The 24,715-nt window shown below is 31.0% G+C and carries 18 protein-coding genes; 8 read left to right on the forward strand and 10 right to left on the reverse strand.

Translation table 11 applies throughout. The features are described from left to right. Positions 1 to 10 precede the first annotated feature (10 nt). The 4 genes from ACOQN8_RS16405 to ACOQN8_RS16420 all read left to right on the forward strand — a co-directional run bounded on the left by ACOQN8_RS16405 (position 11) and on the right by ACOQN8_RS16420 (position 4,114). The gene (locus ACOQN8_RS16405; RefSeq protein ID WP_420553502.1) at positions 11 to 1,063 is read left to right on the forward strand and encodes an imelysin family protein; all 1,053 of its coding nucleotides are present in this window, start codon (positions 11 to 13) and stop codon (positions 1,061 to 1,063) included. Positions 1,064 to 1,115: 52 nt separating this feature from the next. Further along, entirely contained in the window at positions 1,116 to 2,474 is a 1,359-nt protein-coding gene (locus ACOQN8_RS16410; protein WP_420553503.1) for a di-heme oxidoreductase family protein, read from the forward strand. A gap of 148 nt (positions 2,475 to 2,622) precedes the next feature. Then, positions 2,623 to 3,609 (forward strand): hypothetical protein, encoded by a 987-nt coding sequence (locus ACOQN8_RS16415; RefSeq protein ID WP_420553504.1) that lies wholly within the window; start codon positions 2,623 to 2,625, stop codon positions 3,607 to 3,609. 10 nt (positions 3,610 to 3,619) lie between these two features. Next, the gene (locus ACOQN8_RS16420; protein WP_420553505.1) at positions 3,620 to 4,114 is read left to right on the forward strand and encodes a hypothetical protein; all 495 of its coding nucleotides are present in this window, start codon (positions 3,620 to 3,622) and stop codon (positions 4,112 to 4,114) included. Positions 4,115 to 4,214: 100 nt separating this feature from the next. On the opposite strand, the gene manA is transcribed toward ACOQN8_RS16420, so the two are convergent. Genes manA through ACOQN8_RS16435 form a run of 3 tightly spaced genes read right to left on the reverse strand, consistent with a single transcriptional unit; the run spans position 4,215 to position 7,089 of the window. Continuing rightward, positions 4,215 to 5,411 carry a mannose-6-phosphate isomerase, class I gene (gene manA, locus ACOQN8_RS16425; RefSeq protein ID WP_420553506.1) on the reverse strand — a complete coding sequence of 399 codons (1,197 nt, stop codon included), beginning with the start codon at positions 5,409 to 5,411 and terminating at the stop codon, positions 4,215 to 4,217. A 26-nt stretch (positions 5,412 to 5,437) separates the two neighbouring features. Then, on the reverse strand, positions 5,438 to 5,866 hold the full coding sequence (locus tag ACOQN8_RS16430) for a glycosyltransferase (RefSeq protein ID WP_235274833.1): 429 nt from the start codon (positions 5,864 to 5,866) through the stop codon (positions 5,438 to 5,440). 14 nt (positions 5,867 to 5,880) lie between these two features. After that, entirely contained in the window at positions 5,881 to 7,089 is a 1,209-nt protein-coding gene (locus tag ACOQN8_RS16435) for a response regulator (protein ID WP_235274832.1), read from the reverse strand. Between the two features lie 178 nt (positions 7,090 to 7,267). Here ACOQN8_RS16435 and ACOQN8_RS16440 point away from each other — a divergent pair, with 178 nt between their 5' ends. The 3 genes from ACOQN8_RS16440 to ACOQN8_RS16450 are packed head-to-tail and all read left to right on the forward strand — an operon-like array spanning position 7,268 to position 13,079. Then, a complete protein-coding gene (locus ACOQN8_RS16440) occupies positions 7,268 to 10,357 on the forward strand; it encodes a hypothetical protein (protein ID WP_420553507.1) in 3,090 nt (1,029 codons plus the stop codon). Continuing rightward, the gene (locus tag ACOQN8_RS16445; protein ID WP_420553508.1) at positions 10,354 to 11,571 is read left to right on the forward strand and encodes a hypothetical protein; all 1,218 of its coding nucleotides are present in this window, start codon (positions 10,354 to 10,356) and stop codon (positions 11,569 to 11,571) included. Before ACOQN8_RS16440 ends, ACOQN8_RS16445 begins: the two co-directional genes overlap by 4 nt. Continuing rightward, positions 11,565 to 13,079, forward strand: a complete 1,515-nt coding sequence (locus tag ACOQN8_RS16450) for a DUF4434 domain-containing protein (protein ID WP_420553509.1) — start codon at positions 11,565 to 11,567, stop codon at positions 13,077 to 13,079. Before ACOQN8_RS16445 ends, ACOQN8_RS16450 begins: the two co-directional genes overlap by 7 nt. A 17-nt stretch (positions 13,080 to 13,096) precedes the next feature. Here the strand turns inward: ACOQN8_RS16450 and ACOQN8_RS16455 are convergent, their stop codons facing one another. The 3 genes from ACOQN8_RS16455 to ACOQN8_RS16465 form a co-directional block, all read right to left on the reverse strand. After that, positions 13,097 to 14,302, reverse strand: a complete 1,206-nt coding sequence (locus ACOQN8_RS16455; protein ID WP_235274828.1) for a glycosyltransferase — start codon at positions 14,300 to 14,302, stop codon at positions 13,097 to 13,099. A gap of 103 nt (positions 14,303 to 14,405) precedes the next feature. Next, entirely contained in the window at positions 14,406 to 15,671 is a 1,266-nt protein-coding gene (locus tag ACOQN8_RS16460; RefSeq protein WP_420553510.1) for an oligosaccharide flippase family protein, read from the reverse strand. 19 nt (positions 15,672 to 15,690) lie between these two features. Further along, positions 15,691 to 15,963, reverse strand: a complete 273-nt coding sequence (locus ACOQN8_RS16465) for an STAS domain-containing protein (protein ID WP_420553511.1) — start codon at positions 15,961 to 15,963, stop codon at positions 15,691 to 15,693. A 141-nt stretch (positions 15,964 to 16,104) separates the two neighbouring features. On the opposite strand from ACOQN8_RS16465, the gene ACOQN8_RS16470 reads away from it, so the two are divergent. Then, positions 16,105 to 18,180, forward strand: coding sequence for a tetratricopeptide repeat protein (locus ACOQN8_RS16470; protein ID WP_420553512.1), 2,076 nt, complete (start codon positions 16,105 to 16,107; stop codon positions 18,178 to 18,180). Positions 18,181 to 18,227: 47 nt separating this feature from the next. Here the strand turns inward: ACOQN8_RS16470 and ACOQN8_RS16475 are convergent, their stop codons facing one another. The 4 genes from ACOQN8_RS16475 to ACOQN8_RS16490 all read right to left on the reverse strand — a co-directional run bounded on the left by ACOQN8_RS16475 (position 18,228) and on the right by ACOQN8_RS16490 (position 24,714). Beyond that, on the reverse strand, positions 18,228 to 20,678 hold the full coding sequence (locus ACOQN8_RS16475; protein ID WP_420553513.1) for a DUF4114 domain-containing protein: 2,451 nt from the start codon (positions 20,676 to 20,678) through the stop codon (positions 18,228 to 18,230). A gap of 289 nt (positions 20,679 to 20,967) precedes the next feature. Then, positions 20,968 to 23,559, reverse strand: a complete 2,592-nt coding sequence (locus ACOQN8_RS16480) for a DUF6923 family protein (protein ID WP_420553514.1) — start codon at positions 23,557 to 23,559, stop codon at positions 20,968 to 20,970. 115 nt (positions 23,560 to 23,674) lie between these two features. Next, a complete protein-coding gene (locus tag ACOQN8_RS16485) occupies positions 23,675 to 24,391 on the reverse strand; it encodes a LytR/AlgR family response regulator transcription factor (RefSeq protein WP_150899552.1) in 717 nt (238 codons plus the stop codon). Between the two features lie 5 nt (positions 24,392 to 24,396). Then, positions 24,397 to 24,714 carry an Hpt domain-containing protein gene (locus ACOQN8_RS16490; protein WP_150899553.1) on the reverse strand — a complete coding sequence of 106 codons (318 nt, stop codon included), beginning with the start codon at positions 24,712 to 24,714 and terminating at the stop codon, positions 24,397 to 24,399. Position 24,715 lies beyond the last annotated feature (1 nt).

Below are 24,715 nucleotides of genomic sequence, written 5' to 3' on the forward strand. Positions count from 1 at the left end.
AAAACGCGAAATGAACACACAATTTGTAAAAAAAACATCCATTTTATTAATCGCACTTGGGCTATTTGCCTCATGCAGCAGCGATAATACGAGTAATGCTTTTAACAACCAAAAAGACTATGCTACAGAAATAACAAACATTACCAACAATGTAATTATTACTACGTATAACAATTTAAATAACAAAGCGCAAGCCATGGTAACGTTAGCACAAACATTTACCGTTGGAAATGCTACAGGTTTAGAAAGTTTAAGACAATCGTGGAGAGATGCCAGAGAGCCTTGGGAGCAATCGGAAGGTTTCTTATACGGTCCAGTAGACACAGAAGGAATTGATCCAGCTATAGATTCTTGGCCATTAGATTTAACATTTTTAAATACTGTTTTAGGTGGTACCGATCCTATTACTGATGCATTTTTAGCGAGTCAGAATAACAACGCCAAAGGTTTTCATACCATTGAATACTTATTATGGGGAATAGATGGAAACAAAACGGCTGCTGACTTTACAGCGAGAGAAATTGAATACTTAAAAGCGGCTACTAAAGACTTACAGAACAATACACAAGCATTATACGACGGATGGACTGCTTCTTCTGGTAATTTTTCAGCACAATTCTTAAAATTACCGTCAACCAATTATGCATCTCAAAAAAATGTATTACAAGAAATTACTGACGGAGTTTCTATTATTGCTGATGAAGTTGCGAATGCTAAAATTGAAGTTCCATTAAACGGAAACTCAGGAAGTGCAGCTCCAGACCAAGAAGAGTCGCGTTTTGCACACAACTCAAAGGCTGATTTTGTAAACAATATGAAAAGTATTCAAAACATCTACTTAGGAGGCTTGTCTACTGTAGTTGCTGCTTCTAATAGTGCTTTAGATACTACGATTAAATCACAAATAACGGATGCAATTGATGCCATCAACGCGATTCCTGGAACTTTTACAGATGCTATAATCAACAACAGATCGGCAGTACAAAATGCACAAATGAAGGTAAACACATTATTCAATACAACTGAAAATGAGTTAAAGCCTTTTATTAATTCATTGAATTAATAAAAAAGAGGAGATTCATTTCTCCTCTTTTCACAAAAACTAACAAAAACAAGTGAAAAAATTATTATTAATTACATGTATAACGCTTATTATTAGCTGTTCTGACGAACCCGCTACTAATGAATATACACCTTTAACAGATTTGACTGAAAGGGAATTGGCAGGAGGAGAAACAACAATCTTTTCTTCAACATCCTTCGCTTTTGAGAATCCTGCAGCCAATCTTACTGGGTTAAATTTAGATTTACACCTAGCCGGAGATGCTGAATTTGAAAATACATTTGTTACCGCTGGTTCGCCAATAAATCCAGGTTTAGGACCTCGATTCAACAATACCAATTGTGTTGCTTGTCACCCAAGAGATGGTCGTGCTGCTTTTCCTACAAATGTAAATGCAGTTAGCGGATTACTTTATAGAATCTCATTAGGTAACGATCCTGCAACGGGACCTATAGCCGTTCCTAACTATGGAACACAAGCACAAAACCAAAGCGTGATCGGTTTTGTTCCTGAAATGGATTATAAAGTAACTTGGCAAGAACACAACGAAACCTTAGCAGACGGAACTGTAGTAACGTTGAGAAAACCTACATTTAGCTACGAAAACCCGTACATGCCTATACCATCAGGAATTAAAATTTCCGCTCGTATTGCGCCTCCTGTATTTGGTTTAGGACTCTTAGAAGTCATTCCTGAAAATGACATACTAACCTTAGCCGATGAAAATGATGTGGATGGTGATGGTATTTCTGGAAAAGCAAACTATGTAATCAACCCAGAAACTGGCGCAAAAGAATTAGGGAGATTTGGTTGGAAAGCCAATACTTCTAACCTAAGAATACAATCGGCAGCAGCCTACCATGAAGATATGGGAATTACCAATGAAATCTTTTCAAAAGATATTCCAGAAGATGGTTTTGCCGATGATCCAGAAATAACTCCAGAAGTTTTAAATCAAGTAACTGTCTATTGTCAAACCTTGGCAGTTCCAGCCGCTAGAAATATAACTGACGAAAAGGTACAAAGAGGTGCTACTATTTTTAATCAAATCAACTGTGCTTCGTGTCATACCCCTAAACAGCAAACACAGTCAGCATCCATAAGTGCTTTGGCTAATCAAACTATATGGCCTTATACAGATATGTTATTGCACGATATGGGAGATGGTTTGGCTGATAACCGCGGAGACTTCTTAGCAAACGGAAAAGAATGGAAAACACGCCCTTTATGGGGAATTGGTTTAACTCAAGTAGTTAACGGGCATACGAACTTTTTACATGACGGTAGAGCTCGAAACATTACCGAAGCCATACTTTGGCATGATGGAGAAGCAAAACAGTCTAAAGAAGCATTTAAACAATTAACTAAAAAAGATAGAGATGAGTTATTAGCATTCATTAACTCGCTTTAATCGTAACTTTTTATTTTTATTTAGATTTGGAAGAGGTTCACGTTTATTTGTGGCCTCTTTCTTTTATTTACTGAAAAATTAAAGCAACTCGTTGATTTTATTTGAAATCCCAAAACTCAAGTAGGTATTTAGCTAAAAAATAAAAACCATGTTAAAGTATCTATTTGTAAAAGTATTCGTTTTTTTCAGTCTTATCTCATTGGTATCGTCTTGTTCAAGTGATCCTGGGTATATTCCAGCTCCTGATACAGTAACCTTTGGTCAGAAATTATCCGATTATAATATTTATCAAGGTACTATAGTAGATTTAACTCCTACCGCAGATTATCATTTAATCGAATTGTCTTCTTCTCTATTTGTAAACTATGCTGAAAAACAACGTTTGGTAAAGCTTCCAGCGGGAACTAAAATTACCAAAGTAGACAATGGAATTCCTAATTTTCCTAATGGTACTATCTTAGTTAAAACATTTTACTACTATAAAGACAAACGTAAGCCTAGCTTAGGGAAAAAGGTAATTGAAACCAGACTTTTAATTAAAGAAGCAGACATGTGGAATGTTGCCACCTATGTTTGGAATGATGCACAAACAGAAGCTGTTTTAAACCTTAATGGCGTGAGTAAAAACGTATCGTGGATTGATGCAAATGGTAATAGTAAAACAGTAAAATATCAAGTACCCACAGAGCAGAACTGTACTACTTGTCACCAAAAAACCTCAACGGTAGCGCCTTTAGGGCCTACATTAAGCAATATGAATATTGAAGTTACTAGAAACAATACTTCTATAAATCAATTACAACATTTTCAGGATGCAGGGTTAATGGATAATTTCAATCATACACAAATACCAACATTACCCGATTATTTTAATCTGTCATATACTATTGCAGAAAGAGGAAGAGCTTATTTTGAAATGAACTGTGCCCACTGTCATAATCCAGCAGGTTTTCCAAAAGCAGCAAAAAAGGGATATGATTTCAGGTATACTACTCCCCTTTCTCAAACGAGAATTCCTTCTAAAAAAGGAAAAATCAGCGGTGTAATTGCTTCTGGTGAAATGCCTTGGATTGGTACTACAACCTTAGATGTTGAAGGATACGATGTCGTAAAACAATACTTAAACAGCTTATAAACAACAACTAATGAAACATTTATTAAAAATCTTTTTATTCCTAGTTACAACGTCGGTTTTAACCTCTTGTAATACTAAAGAAACCTATAAACCAGTGCAAGGACAGTGGATTAAAGGTACTGATCAAGAAAAGTTAAAAACCATAGAATCGCAATTTAGAGGCTTCGACAAGGCTATGGTTGAAGTCGGATACCGATATCAAGAATTGTACTGGGCAGGTCAAGATGAAAACTGGGACTATGCCAACTACCAGCTAAACAAAATTAATAAAGCTATTAAACTAGGACTTATACGCAGACCCAAACGAGCTGCTTCAGCTGAGAACTTTTTAAACTATGTAATTCCTGAAGTTAAAAAATCTATCACAGCAAAGAATAAAGAAACGTTTAATAAAAACTTTGAAATGATGCGTACCAATTGTACCAGTTGTCATATGGCTGAAAGAAAACCTTCTTTCACCGTTCAAATTCCAACGGATAGGCAATCTCCTATTAGAAAAGAATAATAGTTCGTTAAAAATCAAAAGACAGTGATCATTAGTTCACTGTCTTTTTTACTACTGCTGCTTCTTTTGTTTTCTAATTAAATTCAACTGTAATAGTATTTTACTGAGGTACTTTTGCTTTGTAAATTACCGCAGTGTCTGTTGTTTTTATTTTGTACTTACTGCCTGCTTTGAAAAATACAGACTCTCCTTTTTTAAGATATAATGACGATTTTTCTTCTAAAACATCTACTTCTCCACCAATCACAATTAAAATCTCTACTGTTTTAGCTTCTGACTTATAAACTTCACCTTTAGAAAGATTGATCTTACTCAGTTCAAAATCTTTTGCTTCTGTAGTATACACGCGCTCTAAACCATCTTCTTGCAAGTCTCCCAATAATATATTTGGAATTGTTTCTTCAAAAAGTACATGCTTTAAAAGTTCTGGAACATCCACGTGTTTCTGTGTCAACCCACCTCTTAAAACATTATCAGAATTTGCCATCAATTCAATGTTTTGCCCTTCTAAATAAGCATGTGGCATTCCTGCTTTCTGATAAATAGCTTCTCCTTCATTTGCTTTAACGATATTGAAAAAGTAGATTGAAAAAATCCCTCTATCTAAATCGTTCTTATCTGTTGAAGTCGCTACTGCCTTAGCAGCCCAATAATCTGGCGAACTTTTTTCTAATTTGTTTTCCTTATACAAAGGCATTATCCTGTCAATTAAAGGAGCTAACATTGTATTAGTTTCCTCTTTTGACTTTTCCATCACATTCTTGTACAAACCAAAATATCCTTGGTTTTCAAAAATGCTAACTAAGTCGGCAAACTCAGGTGTTGCTTTTAATACTTTCATCAGTTTTTCTTCTGATAAAAAACCGTGCAACAACCAAAATTCACTCAAAGCAACCATAATTTCTGGCTTATGATTATCGTCTTTATAATTTCTATGAGGTGCTGTTAATGGTATACCTAATTCGTTTTCATATTTAAATCCTTTTTCTGCTTCAATTTTACTAGGATGTACCTGAATTGACAACATCTTATTTACATCCAATACTTTGAATAAGAAAGGTAGTTTCCCATAGGTATCCACCGTTTTTTTGCTCAAGCACTTTTTTAAGTTTGCTTTCAAATACTCCCTTAATGATAAGTTTCCTTGCGATGTTTTAATTACCGAAGGTGCTTTGATATGAGCGCCTAGCCAATATTCGGCAGTTTTTACATTGGAGATTTTATTGTTTAATAATGTTGAAATATACTTTTTTCCTCCCCATGCATAGTTTTGTACTTTTCCCTTAAGGGCAAACATGTTAAACGATTGTGATGTATTACTTATCATAACACTATATGCTTTTTAAAGCTCAGAATTTCATCTATTGAGAAGATATCTCTTAAAATTCTACTTTTCTTTCTATTCTTAAATAAATCAGTTCCTAGTTTAATTTGAGTTTTCAATGCTTTAAAATAGCTTAGCATGTTGGGTCTCATATAAACTATATAATCAATATCTGTTCTGCTAAATAAATATCTAGCACCAGCTTTAACAGCCGCATTGATACCTTTATTCTTTTTAATATCTAAAATTGATATGTCAATTTTCGCATCATCTCTAATTACCTTTAAGGCTCTTAGTGTATTGTCTTTACTTCCATTGTTTATAAAACATATTTCGGAATCACTTTTTACATTAAATAACTTTGCCATTTCATACTCAATAATTTCTTTTTCGCTATTACAAAATAATATCAGGATTCCTACTTTCATATATTCTACGGATTTTAAGGATTAAAGAAAAACGACTTAATGCTAAACTTAGGCTGCGTGACGTTTTTCGTGTTTTTTATGTTTTTTTTTCTGTAGGACCAGGCTATTTGCCCTAATTGCCCTATAATTCTAATTGAATCTCTCATTGATAATTTAGAACCATCAGCATGTACCCACCTTTTCAACGGTTGCTCACACATCATTTCTCTGGCTTTATCTATTTTGTAGTATCTCTTTACTCTTAAAAAGATTTCTACATCAAATAACCACTTGGTAATAAATTTTTTATCGAACGCTATATTGATTACATCTCTGTGGAATATTTTTGCTCCACACTGAGTATCTTTAAAGTTCATTGATAATATCTTTCTTATAATATAGTTTATCGTTAAACTTATAATTTGTCTCGCTGATTGCTTCGTAATGTTAGCTCCCATTCTACTAATTCTAGAACCGCTAACAATTTTAAAGTCTGAATTTTCTATCGTGGTTACTAAATCGTCAAAATCAGATAAGTCTGTAGATAAATCTGCATCTAAGAAACCTATATAATCTAAACCTTCATCTTCTGCCAAATGCAACATTCCCAATCTTACGGCTTCTGCTTTCCCTCCGTTCTTTTCACAGTCGTAAACGCTAATAAAATCTTCTCTTCCTTTTCTAAGATTATTTAATACATCTAATGTTTTATCGGTACTACCATCATTGACAAAACATAATAAGTATCCAGTATGCTTATCTATAAAGTTGATAAACTCTTTACTTAATAACCTTTCTTCTTCGTTATAACAAGGTATTACCACTCCTACACATCTTTGCTGAATAATGGTATCGTTAAATACTTTTTTATCAGCTCCTTTTTCTGGTACTCCTATTAATCTTTTAACTCTTGCACAAACCTCATTTAAACTTAAAGGCTTTTTCATATAATCGTTAATCCCTAAGTCAAAACCTTCTGTTATGACATCATCATCAGTATTTCCAGATAGCACCATTACAGGGACATCGGATTTTTTTACTTCTCTAATATGCTTTATTACTCCCAATCCAGAAATTGTAGGCATATTCATATCAACAATTACTAAATCTGGTTTAAATGAATCAAATAATTCAATTCCCTTCACAGCACTAATTTCAGTTTGAATTTCGTATCCTAACTCCTTTAATCTATTTTCTAGAGGAATCAATACTAATCTTTGATCATCTATAGCTAAAATCTTCATATATAATAGGTTGTTTGATGGTTATAGTCAAAAATAGCTTTGATTGCAATAAAAAAAGTTTATTTTTACTTAAAGAGACAGTTTCCTTAGATGAATGGTTCTTTACTATAGATGAATAAAAAAATAAAGCGTTTAAATTCATTTATATTTACATAATTGCAAATGATTAACCCGCTAAATGAGAGGTACTTCTAATAAATTTTTAATTATCGCCATACTGCTTGGAGTAGCGTTCCATGGTACAGCTATTTTCTTTACTTTAGAAACTACTTACGATGCTCTAATTCATTTATTTTTTGCTGAACATTATGCCAATAGTTGGTTTGAACCTTGGAATTATAAGTGGTATACTGGTTTTACTGTAATGAGTTACCCACCTTTGGTTCACCAAACCATGGCTGCATTATCCTATATTGGTGGATTAAAGTTTGGGCTTTTTACACTCGCCATCATTGGAGTTATATTATTTGCAACAGGAACCTATCGATTTTCCTATTTAATTACTTCAAGTAAAAAAGCAGCTGGATACGCTTGTATTTTAGCCATGTTTTCATCTTCTTTTGTAGAAACGCTTCATATTTTCGGACAGTTGCCTAGTATTATGGGAATATCCATTCTAATGCATGCAATGCCCGAAATTTATCAGTGGTTAAAAACTGGTCGATATAAATATTTATTTACTTGTTTATCTTTAATTTCGGTTACAGTTACTTCCCATCATGTTACCCCTATTTTCGGAATGGTTTTTTTCATTTTTCCTTTGATAGGTATGGTAGTAATGGATGCGTGTAGAGAACGTGTAGAAACCTCAAAAGAAATAACCTTTAAACTCTTTTTAAAGGTGTTTTTAGAACTCTTTAAACGAATTATTGGTTTTGGTTTTCTTTCGTTAATGACCATTATTTGTTGTTTACTACCTTATTGGATTAACTCTAAGAAAAATCCGATAACTCAAGTGCCAATTCCACATGGATCTAGAGATAATTTTTTAGAAGTAACTTCTTCTGGATTAGTATTTTTTACCATTCCTTGGGGAGTTTTACTTTTTATTTTGCCTTATATCTTTTATCGCTATTATAGTAAGCGATATTTATTCTTTGGAATTTCAATTACTATGCTAACGATATTAGGTACTGGAGGAACTACCCCACTTCCTAAAATGATGTTGGGTGATAATGCTTTTAATATTCTTACGCTAGATAGATTTACCTTATGGGCATCTATAATGTCTATACCCCTTCTTGGAGAATTTACATACCGATTTGTTGAAGGTGATTTAAAAGAACTCATTCAAAAAAAATACGGTCCTCTTTATCATAGACTTATTGGCGGATTTCTAGCCAGTTTATTTATAGGAACTGTGGTTTTCACCATGAGTTTAGGTTACTTTAGACCTTCACAACCGCAAAAAATTAAAATGCTGCCTATTGTTAACTTTTTAACGCAAGATCAGCACGATCAATGGCGTTATTTAACCTTAGGTTTTGGCGATCAAATGGCTTGGCTTGGCGCACAAACAAAAGCCTTAACTGTAGATGGAAACTATCATTCAGCTAGACGTTTGCCTGAATTAACCACAAGACCAATAGAACGTTTAGAAAACTCAAAATTTAAAGGAGTCGCAGGGATTGGATCTTTACAACAGTTCTTAACAACTCCTGCTAAATATAACTTGAAATACATTTTTTCTAACGATAAATTTTACGACCCCATTTTATATTTCTGTGGTTGGCAACGTTTACCTCAGTTAGAAAACGGTATTATGGTTTGGGAGCGTTTAAATATTCCACCAATGTCCTCCATCCTTCCTAAAGAAGATGTAGGTACTTGGCAAAAAATATTATGGGGTAGTGTGCCTTTTTTAACCTTTATTATAGCACTATTTCTTAATACTAGATTGTTTTTTTCCAGGTATATAAATCCAAGAAAGTATATTCCTTCTGACTATTTAAAATTTAAGAACGATTATACAAAATTTTCAAACAATCTTCTACGAGTATCTCATGTTTGGGCAGTTATTTTAATAATCATATTCGTTTATGGGTATTACATATTCCATATGAAAAATGATTCGCAACGTTCTCCCCAAAACGTAGTTGCTGCCTATTATGATCATTTAGACTTTAAACGATTTATAAAAGCACATAAACTTATTAGTCCCAAAAGTAATGTTGCTCTAGACCAATACATGTTAGAAATTTCTGTTACTGATGGTTTATTAAGTTCTTACGCTAAATTGGATGCCTTAGAATCTACTGTTATTAAAAGTACTGACAGCTTAGCTACCTTAAAAGTAGACACCAAATGGATTACTCCTTTGGAAAAGGTTAGCCTGACTGATTACAAAACCGCGGTAAAAGAAAATGGGAAATGGTATTTAAAACCTGAACCTATAGATTTAGACTTACCTCCTGATCAATTATATTCTAATAATAAAACTGCTTATTTTAATCAGGGAAGAAAAAGGATTACTACAGAGCAAACACATCACGAAGATGTTTTAAAACAACCTGTATTAGAAATTATAGAAGCTAAATTGGTGAAGTATAAAGACCAGTATTCAATAATTGGTGAAGTACAAAACATTGACAATGTTCCTGCCGATGTTGTTTTAAAAGGAACTTTGTATAACGATGATAATAAAGAGCTTGCAATATATGATGCTAAATATCATATGAAACATAAACTGATGCCTAAAGAAATTACTTCATTTAGAATAGATTTTGAAGGGATTGCTTGGACAAAAATACAGGACTCAATTCCTAAAACATTTAATCCAGATGAGTTTACTCCTATTGAGTTAGAAGAGCAACCTACTAAGTTTAACATACAAGCTGCTGGTAATGTTTCGGGTTCTGATTTATTTAAAAATGTGGTATTAAGTGATCTTTTTATTGAAGATCAAAAAGTTAGTGGAAGTTTATTTAATAGTGGTATTCAAGAAATTACAATACCTCAACTCATTATTACTTACTACAATGAAAACAAAGACATTGTATGGGTAGATCAAATGTTTGTTGATGCTGGTATTAGACAACAACGAAAACAATATTTTAAATATAATTTAGTTGACGATTCTGAAGTAGAAATTATTAGTACCGATATGGACTACTGTTATGTAAATGGATTACCTAACAACAACATTGCTGATGAAATAGTACCTAATAGAATTGAAAAACATACAGTTAAGGAACTTCAAAAAATTGATCATCCTGTTTTTAGTTTTGTTAAAATTGAAATGAATATTTATATTGGAGCTCCTAAATGATGCCTATAAAAAACATATACTTTTTACTACTCAGTATTCTTATACTTTCCTTTAATGAAAGTGTAAAAAAAGAGAATGGGCCAATAACATTATTAACTACTTTAAAAGAATTTAAAGCAGGTAGTAAAATTTCTTTAAGCTTTTCTGGTATTGAAAATGATTCTATTAAGTTATACTGTTCTAATAGTTATGGTACTACTCTATTAACATCATCTAAAACAGAAAATAATCAAACCCAATATATCTTTCCTGAATATATTAGTAATAAAATCGGTACGGTTAATTGGAAACTTTTAACCGATGATACAACGCTTTCAGGAAAGTTTATGATAACTCGTAAGCAACAACCCGTAAGTTTAGAAACTTACCTTGGTCCTCCAAGTATTGAAGCTGGAGGAAAAGATTACGCCATGATGGTTACCATTCCTACTGATGTTTTAGACAATCCTATTAAAAACAATACTAAAGTAACCTTACAATATCAATTTTTAGCTTCGGAAAGAAAAGAACAAGTTTTTACTAAAAACTTAATTGCTTATAAAAACATTTATTCTCCTAAAAAAAGTGGAAGAATGTTATTATCTTCAAACTGCTTAAACTTAGATTCAAAAGAATATAATTTAAGCATTATGCCAGCTATATCTGTAAACTTTGAAATTTTTGCAGAAAGACACCATGAATATGCCGATGGGAATCAAATTACCACTTTTACTACTTCTATTTTAAAGGATAAACATGGTAATGTTGTTAGTGATGGAAGTTTTGTTGAATTTTTTATAACCAATTCTGAAGGAAATATTTTAAAAACAACAGGAACTACAATTAGAGGAATTGCTACCGCTCAAATGATTCATCCAGATCATGAAGAAAGTTGGTCGATAAAAGCCTATGTAATTGGTATTTCTGAAAGCAATGTATTAAAAATTAGGTATAAAAAAATTATACACGATTTTAATGTAACTTTTTCTGAAAATAATAGAACCATAAAAATAGGCCCTATAAAAAGCTTTATGAATCAAATGATTCCAGATGGTTTAGAAGTACGTTTAGAAATTTACAGAGGTGATACAATTCTAGACGAATATTTAAAGGAATCTCGAGAAGGTTATGTTCGCTTCCATTTAAACGAAAATATATTTAAAAATGGAACCTACAACTTAAAGATAAAGTCGGCAGGTATTACTCAAAATTTTAAAGATAAAAAGCTATGGTAAAAATTGACAAAAATATTATGAGAGGCATTATTGTATTATCGTATACACTTAGTGTTTCTGTTTTGATATTTCTTATCAGTTCAGCTTTTACTTATCTAAATACGGGTGCTGACAGAAGTAAGCTTCTACATACCGAAGTAAGAAAACTCGATCAATATTTACCTAAAACCATATGGAAATCTGATGGAAATGAGGGACGTTATGTAGATCCTCAAACACTTGGTGAAGTTGAAAATGATTATTTAGATGCTTGGTATGTACGACACGTAGCTTATAAATCAAATAAAACAGTTGGTATTGACGATTATTATACTGATAATGCTAGAAAGAACTTATTCAGTTTTATTGAACAAAACACAAAGAATAACATTTCAATAGAATCTACTACAGTTGAACATCATCCTGATATTCTGTTTTTTAGTGAAGACGGACAATTAATTGTTTTAAAAGATGAAAATGTAGTTGAGTACAAGAAAATCTACCATAATAAAAAGTTGATTTCTGAAATTACAGAAGTATCAAGTTATAAAATGATTTTACTGCTAGAAGATGGTTTTTGGAGGATTCGTCATTTGGTGAGAGAGAATACTAATACTTATAACGAACCTAAGAGTATTGCATCTTTAAAATATGCTAACATAAAAGGTATTAACTATTACCCACAAGCAACACCTTGGGACATGTTTGGTAAAAAGTTTGACATTGAAATCATAAAAAAGGATTTTAAAATTATAAAGGATGCTGGATTAAACACCATTAGAATTTTTGTTCAGTATGACGATTTTGGCAAGGCAAAAGTTAAATATGAAAAGCTCGATAAACTAAAACAAGTATTGGACAATGCTGAAAAAGCTGGTATTGATGTCATTGTTACTTTATTTGATTTTTATGGAAATTATAGCACGCTTGATTGGACTTTAAACCATAGACATGCGGAAAGAATTGTTTCAATGTTTAAAGACCATAAAGCAATTATGGCCTGGGATGTGAAAAACGAGCCTAATTTAGATTTTAAGTCCAGAGGAAAGAAAAATGTTATTGCGTGGCTTAAAAGCATGATTACACTTATAAAATCTATAGATACAAAGCATCCGATTACCATTGGGTGGTCTGATGCCGATAGTGCTCCTATTTTACAGGATGAAATCGATTTTATTTCGTTTCACTATTACAAAGAGTTGAATAAATTTGAAAATGAGTTTTTAAACTTAAAAGAAAAAATCAAGAACAAACCTATAGTACTTGGAGAGTTTGGAGTTTCTTCTTACGGTGGATTTTGGAGACCTTTTGCAGGCTCTGAAAAGAAGCAAGCACTATATTACAAAAAAATGCAAGAAGTCTTGAAAAAGCATAAAATTCCTTTTATTTCATGGACTTTGTACGATTTTAATAAAATTCCTGCTTCGGTAGTTGGAAGACGTCCTTGGAGAGTATATCCTCAAAAGAAATTTGGTTTCATAAATAAAGATGGCCAAAAAAAGCCATCTTTCGCGCATATATCAGAATAACATATTTGTTATTCGTTTTAAACAATTAAATCTCTAACGTATACTTCTTTTTTAGCCATAATAGACTCAAATTCTTTCATATACATGTCTGTTATCCTTTCCATAGGAAAAGCAGTAGCTGCTTTATAATTAGCTTTTCCTAATGCAACTCTGTATAAATCATTGGTAACTATTGTTTTGATTGCATCGGCTAAACTCACAACACTTTCAGGAGCAAAAAACTCTCCCAAATAACCTTCATCTTTTACTAAAGAAGCTAAATCTCCCAAATCTGGCATTACAACAGCTTTACCATAACTACCTGCTTGGTGTAATACTCCAGAACTTCCCGTAGTAGATGTATATGGGAATACTACCACGGCACTATCATTAAAAATACCTTCAACATCTTCTTCTTCTACATAACCTGTAAAAGTTAACTGTGGTACATCCTTGTATTGATTCTTTACTCCTTCTAAATAACCTGGCACATTAGGATTATCTGTTCCTGCTATTACTATTTCTAAGTCTAAACCTGTAGCTTTTCTTACTTTCACCACTGCTTCAATCATATTCTCTACTTTTTTATAAGTTCCGAATTTTCCAAAACTCATAATTTTCATAGGTCCTTCTGGTAATTCATAAGAAGGTTTTTTAGCTACTTCAAAAGTTCCATGTGGTATATTCATTACATTGTTAGTTCCATATTTTGAGTCTAAAATATCTACATATTTTTTCATGGTAACTGCAACTGTATCTGCCTTCAAAATTAATTTTGTTAGCGTTTTGCCTATAAGATTATAGGTTTTTTGTAAAATTTTGTTTGAAGTAAAACCAGCACTTTCCAAATCAACTTGCTCCAAAATATTATGCAACAAAACTATGGTTGGTATTTTCTTCATTTTACATATCCAAGGTAGCATTAATCCTAAAGCTGCTGCTACTTTTTTATCTCCAAACTTCATAAACTGAAGATTGAATAAAATAGCATCTGGCTTTGTCTTGTTAATTGCTTTTACAACCGAGAATATATTTCTATAACTATTAAATTTCCAGCATTCTTTTACTGTTATTTTACATCCTTTTTCTGTAAAATTTAAATCTTTCTCTTTCGGAGTCTCATCTACCAATAAAATCAACTCTGTAATTTTCTCTTTCTGACGAAAACTTTTAACTAAATGATAAGCATACTCATTTAAAGTTACTTTACTTGGCGGGTACGAAGTTACAATGGCTAATTTCATCTAATTTAGTTTTAAGTTATTATATAAATTTGGCTTTTAAATATTAGAAATAATGGCATAACCAGTTTAAATACCATTAAGTGTAGATAAAAGGAATAAAAGCTTAGATATTCTGTTGATTTAGGAATCCTTTTCTATTTTCCAAAAAGAAGAAAAATAGCTGTACAAATAGTAGTAAAAACATAGCTATAATCTGTACATGTACCACCTGGGCTAAGTCTTTATGAAAAAGGACTACTAATACTATTTGTAGCATTCCAAAAATACCTGACAATACTACTGGAATATATTTTTCTAACGATAAATAGTAGTACGCAAATATATTGGACAATGCAAAAATACCTGTGGCTAGTGCATACTTCCATAATAGTGGTGTTACGCTTAAATAATCACCTCCAAATAATATCTGAATAATTACAGTTGGGAATAAAAAACAAGCAAATATTATTGCTGCAGAAATTACTGAAATATATCCCACATATTTTAATAAAACCGTATGAGTAGACTTTCCTTCTTTTTTTAATTGAACTACTGTTGGTAATAACATCATTACAAACATCCAAGCTATAAAATATACTACTCTACCAATTAATGCTAACGATGCATATAAACCTGCTTCATAAGATTCAAAATAATGTTTAACGAGTAATATATCGCTATTGTTAATAATGATTTGTGTTAGTTCATAAAAAGCTGTGATAATAAAAAAGTTACGTACTAACTTCTTCTGTGAATCATCTAAACTTACAGATTTGAAAAAAGATATATTCTTTAATTTATATGGAAATAATCCAAAAACAAACGAACATAAAATTCCCAATGCAATTATGATAGACGATTCTATATTGAGTATATATAATAACCCTAGAGTAATTAACAATCTACTTATCATTTCTGATTGATAAGTTATTGCTAAAGAATTGAATAATTTTTTTCCTTGAAAAACACCTCTATTTATACTCATCATAAAATAAAAAGGCACTCCTATTCCAAACACAACAAACATATTGCTTGTTTTGGTTTTGAAAAAAGCTTGAAGTTCTGGGGAAAAAATTACGATGAGTGCTCCAAAAATAATCCCTGTAAAACAGGCACTCTTATAAACATTTGATATAAACGTATTAAAAGCATCTCCTTCAAAAACGATAGCAAACTTGGCTGTTACCAATTGAAATGTCATAGCTATAAATGAAAGCACTAATAAAAAAGTGATCATAATTGCTGCATCTGCAAACATTTCAGGTCCTAATATTCTACCTAATAATAAATTATATAGATAATTTCCTCCATTTACAAAAAGAGCACTTATCATAAATAAATGCTCTTGGGAAATTTTTATTTTTACTTTTTTTGATAATACAATCAACATTCTTTTTCAATTTATATTACTATGATATACCAAAATTGTTCAGATGTTTGAAAGCACCTTTGTATCCAACTGTTAGGAATTTTTTTCTCTTTTTTAATGCAATAGCCATCAGTGTTTTTATTGCATCCATACCAGCCATATCAATCTCTTTTACTTTATCCATGTTTAGGGTTATACTTTTACTCTTCGATATGTAATGTTCGAAATAAATTATAAAAGATCTAACAGTAGAACAGTTTATTCTTCCATTTAAATAATAAACCCCTTTTCTTTCTAAAATTTGTAAAGCCATAATAAAAAAGTTTAATTGGTTAATAGTGAAACAAATATCTTTCTTATATTTAAAAAAAAATGTAATTATCGTTGAAAGGTAATTTCCTTTCGATGAATGGTCAATAACAAATGCTTAAAGCGCATTTATTAAAAAAAGGTTATGATTTTAAAAAAAGTCCCCCACATCATACTTCTTTTAATGAGTATTTCTGTGGTTTCACAAAATATGAAAGAAGGTTTTACTTACTTAGAAACTGGAAAATACAAACAAGCCGAAACTTTTTTTAAAGAAATTTTAGGAGAACATCCTACCAATAAAACAGCCAGACTTTGTTATGGTAGAGCTGTAGGTTTGAATGGTGATGCTAAAAAGGCTAAAACCATTTTTATCAACTTATTAAAAGATTATGAAAATGATTTTGAAGTAAAGTTAAACTATGCTGAATCTTTACTTTGGGACAAAAGTTTTTCAGATGCAAAATCCTATTATAAAAAATTAATTGATGAAAATTCTAAAAGCTTTTCTGCATTATTAGGTTATGCAAATACCTTATCCAACTTAAAAGAATATGAAGATGCTATTGTATATATAAATAAAGCTTTAGCGGTTTCTCCAGGGAATCCGAATGCTTTAACTTCTAAAAAGTTTATTTACTTAGGATATGCTTATCAGCAACAACAATTACAAGACTACTCTAAAGCTGAAAGTATTTTAAAGAAAAACTTAACCTTTTTTAATAACGATCAACAAACTTTATTCAACCTAGCCAATCTTTACCTAATTTCAAATCAATTAGATAATGCTAAAGAAACCTATACGCTTTTAGAAAAAAAAGAAGAAAGTAAATTAGCAGCTTTAAATGGTTTGGCATTAGTTTCTCACTTAAACGGAAAAGAGTCTGATGCTTTAAATACTAGTAAAAAAGCTTATGATTTATTATCAGATTCCTCTTCTCCTACTATAATCCAACAAACAAAAGAGCGTTATGTTCAAGCTTTAATTTGGAATAAAAAATTTAAAGATGCTGAAAGTTTAATTAATAATTTAATAAAGGAATACCCTAATGAAAACTGGGTATTATCTTTAAGAGCAACTCTTAATATTTATAGAAGTGATTTTGAAAAAAGTGTTGCTGATTACAATTTGATTTTAGAGAATGATAGCTCTTCTTTTGATGGAAACCTAGGAAAAGCTAATGCTTTAAAAGCGCTGGGTAATTATGATAATGCTTATAAAAGTGCAGAGAATACTTTAGTTTTTTATAAAAATCAAAAAGATGCTAGTAACTTTATTAAAAAATTAGATGAAAGCTTTACTCCATTTATAGACAACAAAGCTTCATATTCTTTTGATAATGGTGATAACGAGGCCTATTCTTATACTGCAAAAATTGAATTTCCTTTATCTACAAGATTCAAAGTTTTGGGTAACTACAACTTTAGAACCACAAAAAATACCGTTAGCAATATTAAAGCTACTTCAAATAACTTTTTAGTAGGGATTTCTTATGATTTATTAGGCAATTTAAATTTTAGCGGAAGTGTAGGAATTACTTCTTCTAAAGCAGAAACGAAAAGCTTTAATCAGATTTTAAGTGATGTTTCTTTTAACTATAAACCTTTTAAGCTTCAAAACTTAAAAGTAGGTTATAAAAGAGAAATTCAAAATTTTAATGCGGAGCTTATCAATAGAGAAATTGTTCTAAATAACTTTTATGCTAACTATAGTTTAAACACAAATTTTAATGTTGGATTATTCTCTCAGTACTTTTACACAACCCAAAGTGATGACAATGCTAGGAATTTACTTTTTGCCTCTTTGTATTATAATATTATGAATAAACCTTCTATAAAAGCTGGTTTCAATTTTCAAAATATATCATTCAAAAATCAAGTTCCTGCTATATATTTTAGTCCAAGTAAGTTTAATGCTTATGAAGTTTTTGTAAACATTATACGAAATGAAGTTGCGATTAAAAGTAAGGAATGGTTTTATGAATTAACTGCCGCTACTGGTTTTCAGGTTATAGAAAATGATCCTAAGCAAAGTACTTATAGAGTTCAAGCTAAACTGGGGTACAAATTATCAGATCGTAGTTTAGTAAATATATTTGCTTCTCAAAGTAATATTGCCTCTGCAACTGCTTCGGGATTTCGTTTTACAGAAATTGGAATTCGTTTTAAATGGTTACTCTTAAAGAAACCTATATTCAAGAAAAAAGAGCAAAAGAATTAACTTTTGCTCTTCAAAACTTAAACTACTTTGGAACTAATATCTCATTTTTAATTAATGAGTAATTTTAATGTGCTATACTTTTTAGAATCGCTTTCAATTCTGCAGATATACATTCCTGACATTAAATCTTTTCTTCCTATTGGAATTAAATTCTCTCCTACTTTTGTAGTATAATTTGTTTTATAAACCAATTGGCCTAAGTAATTATATATATTTAACTTTACTTCTTCGTTAATTTCTGATGTGAAGTAGATATTACCTGAATTGTTTATTGGGTTTGGTAATGCTAAAACCTTGTTATTGAACTCAACTACTTCTTCTGCTATTTGCTCAGCTTTTAATCCGAAAGCTACATCATTTACATTCATTTCAAACGGAACATAAGTACTATAATCTCCTTGTAATGAGAATACAATTGTTTTTACATCTGTAATATCTCCTGGCTTTCCGCTTTTGTCAAGAAAATCATTAAATGAAATGCTGTATTCTTTTTCAAACTCGTTTGCTGGTATTTTAATTCTCAAACGGTTATCCCAATCTGTTAATCCTTCCTGTACTAATATTACTTCTACTGACTTTGTATTTTGGATTTTAAATTGAATAGATTCATACTCTGATACATCTAATGTTTGATCTCCCGGTAATACATGTCTAAATAGATTAATGGTTCCTTTTACTTGCCCACTTACTGAAGGCTCTCTTTCTATTTGATAAAGATTTTCATCATAATCTTCATCATTGTTCTCTACTAAAAAAGAACTCACATTTACATATTCTTCTAAGTAATCAATTCCCCAAGGACCGTCTGCTAAATATAAAGCATCTTGCTGTTGTGATAAGCTAGTACTTAATGAAAATCCAACATCAAATAATTGACCAGTAGGAATAACTACCTCATCTTTCCAAGTACCTTTTAAGCTAATTACTTCTGACATGTTCGTTTTATCTGCCACTTCTGTTTTTGATAACACTGCTTCAAAATTCATAGAACTAGCTTTAACTTTATTAACTATATTTAAATGCAAGTTTCCATTTTTATAGTATCCTGAGCTAACAAATACTGGAGGTACCACATCGTCTAATGATGTACTAAGTAAAGGTTTAATATTTGTGAATGTATCTAAGATATGGTTACTCAATGTAAATACTTGTGAAAAAGAACTACCCCATACTTGAAAATTATAGTAATCACCATTAGGATATTGTTCTATATTCCAAAAACTATATAATTCATTTGCTGCATCTCCTAACTTCACAGAAAATCCTAATGTATACTCTACTTCACCTGTAGCTCTTTTTATTTTTGAACTTATTACTTGGTGTCCTCTAACTTTTACTGTTCTAATATCTTCTAAAACCGAGTTATTTAACCTATCACATATTTCTTTTGAATGATCATATACCTGTCCTTCTGTTGCTGTTGCTAAAACTGCTGATATTCTTTCTTCTCCTGTATATAAGTCTACTGAAAATACTTCTTTAGCATTCGTAATCCCTAATAAATCTGTTGGTGTTGATACATATGCTTTTTCCGAACCATACATTCCAGTTTCTGGTAAAAAAGCTTCAATACTTGATGGATTTACTCCTTTTGCAAATAATACTTCTTTCTTTTTGTATCTTTTTTGTAATGCTTTTTTATTTAATATAGTCCCTTCTTTCTTACGCTTAAAGTTTCTTTTTGCGATTAAACTTGCTAAACTACCATTACTTTCTAGACCTCCATCGTTTGCTGAAGTTACATCTGTTGCACTAGATACATCTGCAAAGTTTGTTGACGTAATTGCTGAATATGGATTTGCTGTTACATAAAAAACTGCATCGTTAAAATCGTTATCACAAGAACCATAATCTCTTCTAATATCTTCAAAACCTAAGATGATTCTTTCATTATCTGGATCATTTAATAATACATTATGGTGTCTTAAATTTTCATCTGCTTCAGGGTTATAATCTGGATTAGAATATACTTTCCAATATCCGTTCATAACTGTACTGTAGTTTGCACTCCATGCATTTGCTAATAATACCCAACCAATACCAGTTCCTGCTGGAAATGTTCCTATTTTTACTTTATCTCCTACTTGAAGTCCACCTCCACTACCCAATGCTGATGCATTTGGAAAAATAATCGTGATATCTTCTGCTGCTGGTGCTGTTGGTGATGGATTGTTTACATCATATGTATAAAATCCTAATACATTTCTGTATCCTGCCCCTTCACTAACAAAAGTTACATAAACATCTGCTTCTGCTGTTAATTTTAAATCTGTATCATAACCTGAAGAAATATAATGTGGATTGTAATCTGGCACAGGGTAACTTTCAGGAATTGAGTTACTAATCATTTCTAATGTTTCTACTGATACATTATCTCCTGGACTCTCTAAGTAAAGAGGTGTTCCATTTGATGTAAACTCACCTAAGTATTGGTAGTTTTGTGCGTAGATATTTGCCGTCGTTATTAGTATTAATAATGTAAGTAATATTTTCTTCATAGTGCTTAAGTTTTAATGTTATACTGTAAAATTAGGCACTTATTAGACTGTTTTTTTAAATCTTCGGTATATTGAACTTAAGAATAGTTTAAATACAAATTACTATAGGTTAAGGCTTTTTAATACCATTCGTCGATACTAAGCTGCTTTTTAAAGCTAATAATCATTATGTATACTCTTCTAAAAAAATTCCATAAAAAAATATCCGCTTAACTAAGCGGATATTTTTATTTATATGTTTATAATTTTAACGAGTGTTAAACAACTTAAAATTATTAGTGCACCATTTCTAATGCACTAATAATTTAACTGGCTTAAATGTATGTTTTTTACTTATTATTTTACAGAAATACAATCCTGTATGTAAAGATTGACGATTGAAATCAATTTTATTAATTCCAACTTCTGCTTTGTAATTAGCTTTATACACTAGCTTCCCTAATTGATTATACACTACAAATTCTAGATCTTCTTGTTCTTGTGCTTTAAAATATAAGCTTGTACTTAATGTTACTGGATTTGGTACAGCAGTTACTAATCCACCCTCATATTCAATTAATTCAGTAAAATCTATTTTAGAAAAACGAATATTGGTTAAATTCATTTCTTTGGTTGTTACTGAACCATCTTCTGAAACCATTTTAAAAACTATAGTTGCAATATCATCTAATACTAACTCTCCTCCTTTTTTAGAAACAAAACTTGTAAAAGGTATCACATAATCTTTAAAAGAATCAGATAACGCTATAGTAGTTTTATATTGGTCTTCAAAAGAAGTAATACTTTTCTTAACAAAAGTAATTTCTAACTTTCCTGTTCCTTTTGCTTTTAGTTTAAATCCGTTGTAGTCCGATAAATCAACTGGCATAAAACGTGGAGTTAATGCTCTGTATGCTGCTATAAAAGTACTTGTTGTTGCTGTTAACGCTACATTTCTTTCAACTGGAAAATCATTTGCCTCAAAAGTATAATCATTTGGTGCTATTGCATAGTTTGACACTACTGTATTTGCTCCAGAAGCATCTACACCCCATGGTCCATCTGACATAAATAAATCATCTGGTGTGGCAATACCATCTCCTAACCTGAAACCTATGTCAAATAAATTTCCTGTAGCTACTTTTAGGTTTGTTATATAGTTTTGTTCTAGATTTATAGTTGAATTTGATTTTTTCAAACTACTTGTTTCTGTTTCTCTATACCCTGCATCAAATTCTATTTCACCACTTCTATTTCTGTTTATGATTTGTAAATCTAAAGACCCGTTATTATACTTTCCTTTTCTTACAAATACTGTAGGTGGTTTTGATGTTTTATAACCAGATATAGGCTTCTCTGCATTTAATAAACTTACTAATTCATTTGCTAAAAGATATAAGTCATCTAGTGAATTTGACCATATTTGGAAATTATAAAATCCTACATTATTCTCATATTTATCTAAATTCCAATGACTTTCTATTTCGAAATTTGCATCGTTATTAACTGCTTTTGCTGAAAGACTTAATGAGAATTCTACAGTGTTGTCTGCATTTTTAATTAACGATTTTATAAATTGATGTCCTTCAATTTCTATGGTTGATACTGATATCAACTCTGCTCCAAGCAAACGATCGCAAATGTATTTGGTGTGTTCATATACTCCATTTTCTGTTTTTAGAGCTAATATTGAAGCTACTGGAGTTCCTTGTTCTACATAATCAACAGCATATATATCTGTTGCATTTGTAATAGCTATTAAATCTGTTGGTGATGATTCTACTACTTCATCTTCCTTAATTACATCTAAAGGAATAAAATCTTTTAACTCTAAGGCTGCTCCTTTTTTCTTTTTATAATTTGAAGATTTTTGTATTCTGGCTGCTTTACTTCGATCGAACTTATAATTAACCTTTGCTCTGTTGTAATTACGTTTGTTAATTTGTTCTGATAATCTGTTATTACTTTCCAATCCTCCTTCGTTTCCTCCTGAAGTTGGTGCCAATATTACACTACAATTTCCATAACCAGAACATGATGGATCATCACAATCTACTAAACCATCTCCGTCATCATCAATTCCATTATCACAAATTTCTTGAGGTACTGGTGCTGTCGGGCATCTTGCTCCATCATTACTTGAACTAGAAGGTCCGAAGGCAAATAGATTAGAATCTATTGCATTAGAACCTGTTAAATCTTGAACTGCTTGTATTACATAAATAGTACCTGTTTGGTTTGCAGATACATAAAATCGACCAGAAGCATCAAAATATACTGCTCCATACGTATAATTCAATCCTGACATAATTGGTACTTCTCCTAAAGATTGTATTACACCATTAGAAGGATCTACTCTATATAATATGTTAGTCTTTTTTTCTACAGTGTATAAATTACCATCTACTGCATTAAAAGCCCAATCATGAATATTGATATTTGCCGATAAAGTTTCTGTTGCTAAATGTTGCCCGTAGGTTGGTGAATCTGGATCTAAATCTATTTTATAATAAGTTGTTCCACCTCCCTTAAGATAATACACACCGTCTGGATTAATTCCTCCAATGTATCTTCCAGTTGTAGGTAATTCATCAATGTAATAGGTAGTTACTTGAAAATCATTCCCTATTCGAACAATTGTTTTTGAAGGTGTACTTAATGATCCCCATATAAATCCGTCTTGCGGATTGTAAGCAGCTGCATTGATACTACCTGGAGTAATATCTTCTGCCACTAAGTAAGAATTTCCTGATGCTAAATCAACTGAATAAACATCATTGAATTGAAATAAATAAGCATTGTAAACACAATTGAATGGCGTGTTTTGGGAAACAATACTTAAACTAAAAAATGCAATAAATATGCATAATAGTTTTCTTAAAAGAGTAATAGTTTTAATCATAATATAATAGTGTAAAATCACTATTAAAAATAATTAACTATTAACTCTCCTCTTTAAAAGCTCGTTAAGTTGTAGCTTAAGTGTAGACGAAATGCAAAATTCCTTAGATTAAAAACTATAATAAGTCCAAACGCTTCATTAATTCAGGTCTTTTTGATCGACTCACAGGAATAACATTTTTCTTTATTAAAACACTATTATCCTCTATATCAATTATTTTCTTAACATTTATGATGTACGATCTGTGTATTTTTAAGAACAATGATTCTGGTAGTTTTTCTTCTATTTTTTTAAGTGTAGAATGCACTACATAATCTTTTTCTTCGGTTTTTATATTAATATAATCTCCTTTTGCCTCAACAAGATAAATACTTGGCAAATCAATTTTTATTAAGCGCCTATCAATATTCACATAAAAATCGTTATTGATCTCTTGCTCTTTTGAAGAAGAAGATTCTTTGACTTGTGCTGCTTCAATACTTTTTTTACTCTTTGCTTTTTCTATAGCTTTATCAAAACGTTCTGCATCAATAGGTTTTAATAAATAATCTACAATACAATCATATTGAAAAGCTTCAATTGCAAACTGAGGATCTGATGTAGACAGAATAATTAAAGGAGGATTCTTTAACGTTTTTACAAAATCAAATCCCGTAAAATCAGGCATATGAATATCTAAAAAGATAAGGTCCACTTTATTCTCATTTAAATACTTAATGGCTTGAATTGCATTAGGAAATTCCTCAACAACGGTTATACCTTCCTTTTCATTACAAAGTGCTTTTATAATTGACCTTGCTAGTTTTTCATCATCAATAATAATACTGTTCATAAAGTTTAAATAGTTTTCAAATATTCAGAAATTGTTTGTAAAATTTTATCAAATCCTTCAGCTCCTTCTATATTATCCTCTCTAAGATTATGTTCATACTTATTAGCTTCTTCATAACTCTTAGTTAATCCTAAAATACTAATTTTATGTTTAATTTTATGAACATTTTCTTCAATCTTTTTATATTCTTTTTTTTCGAAGCTTTCTATATATTCTTGCTTTTCACCGGGAAACTCTGATTTAATAACATCTATCAATGTATTTTTTACAGACTCATCTCCTCGAGCTAATTGATCTATGTATGATAAGTTTGGTTGTTCCATA

This window comes from Tenacibaculum aiptasiae (assembly GCF_965221665.1).
GTDB lineage: Bacteria > Bacteroidota > Bacteroidia > Flavobacteriales > Flavobacteriaceae > Polaribacter > Polaribacter aiptasiae.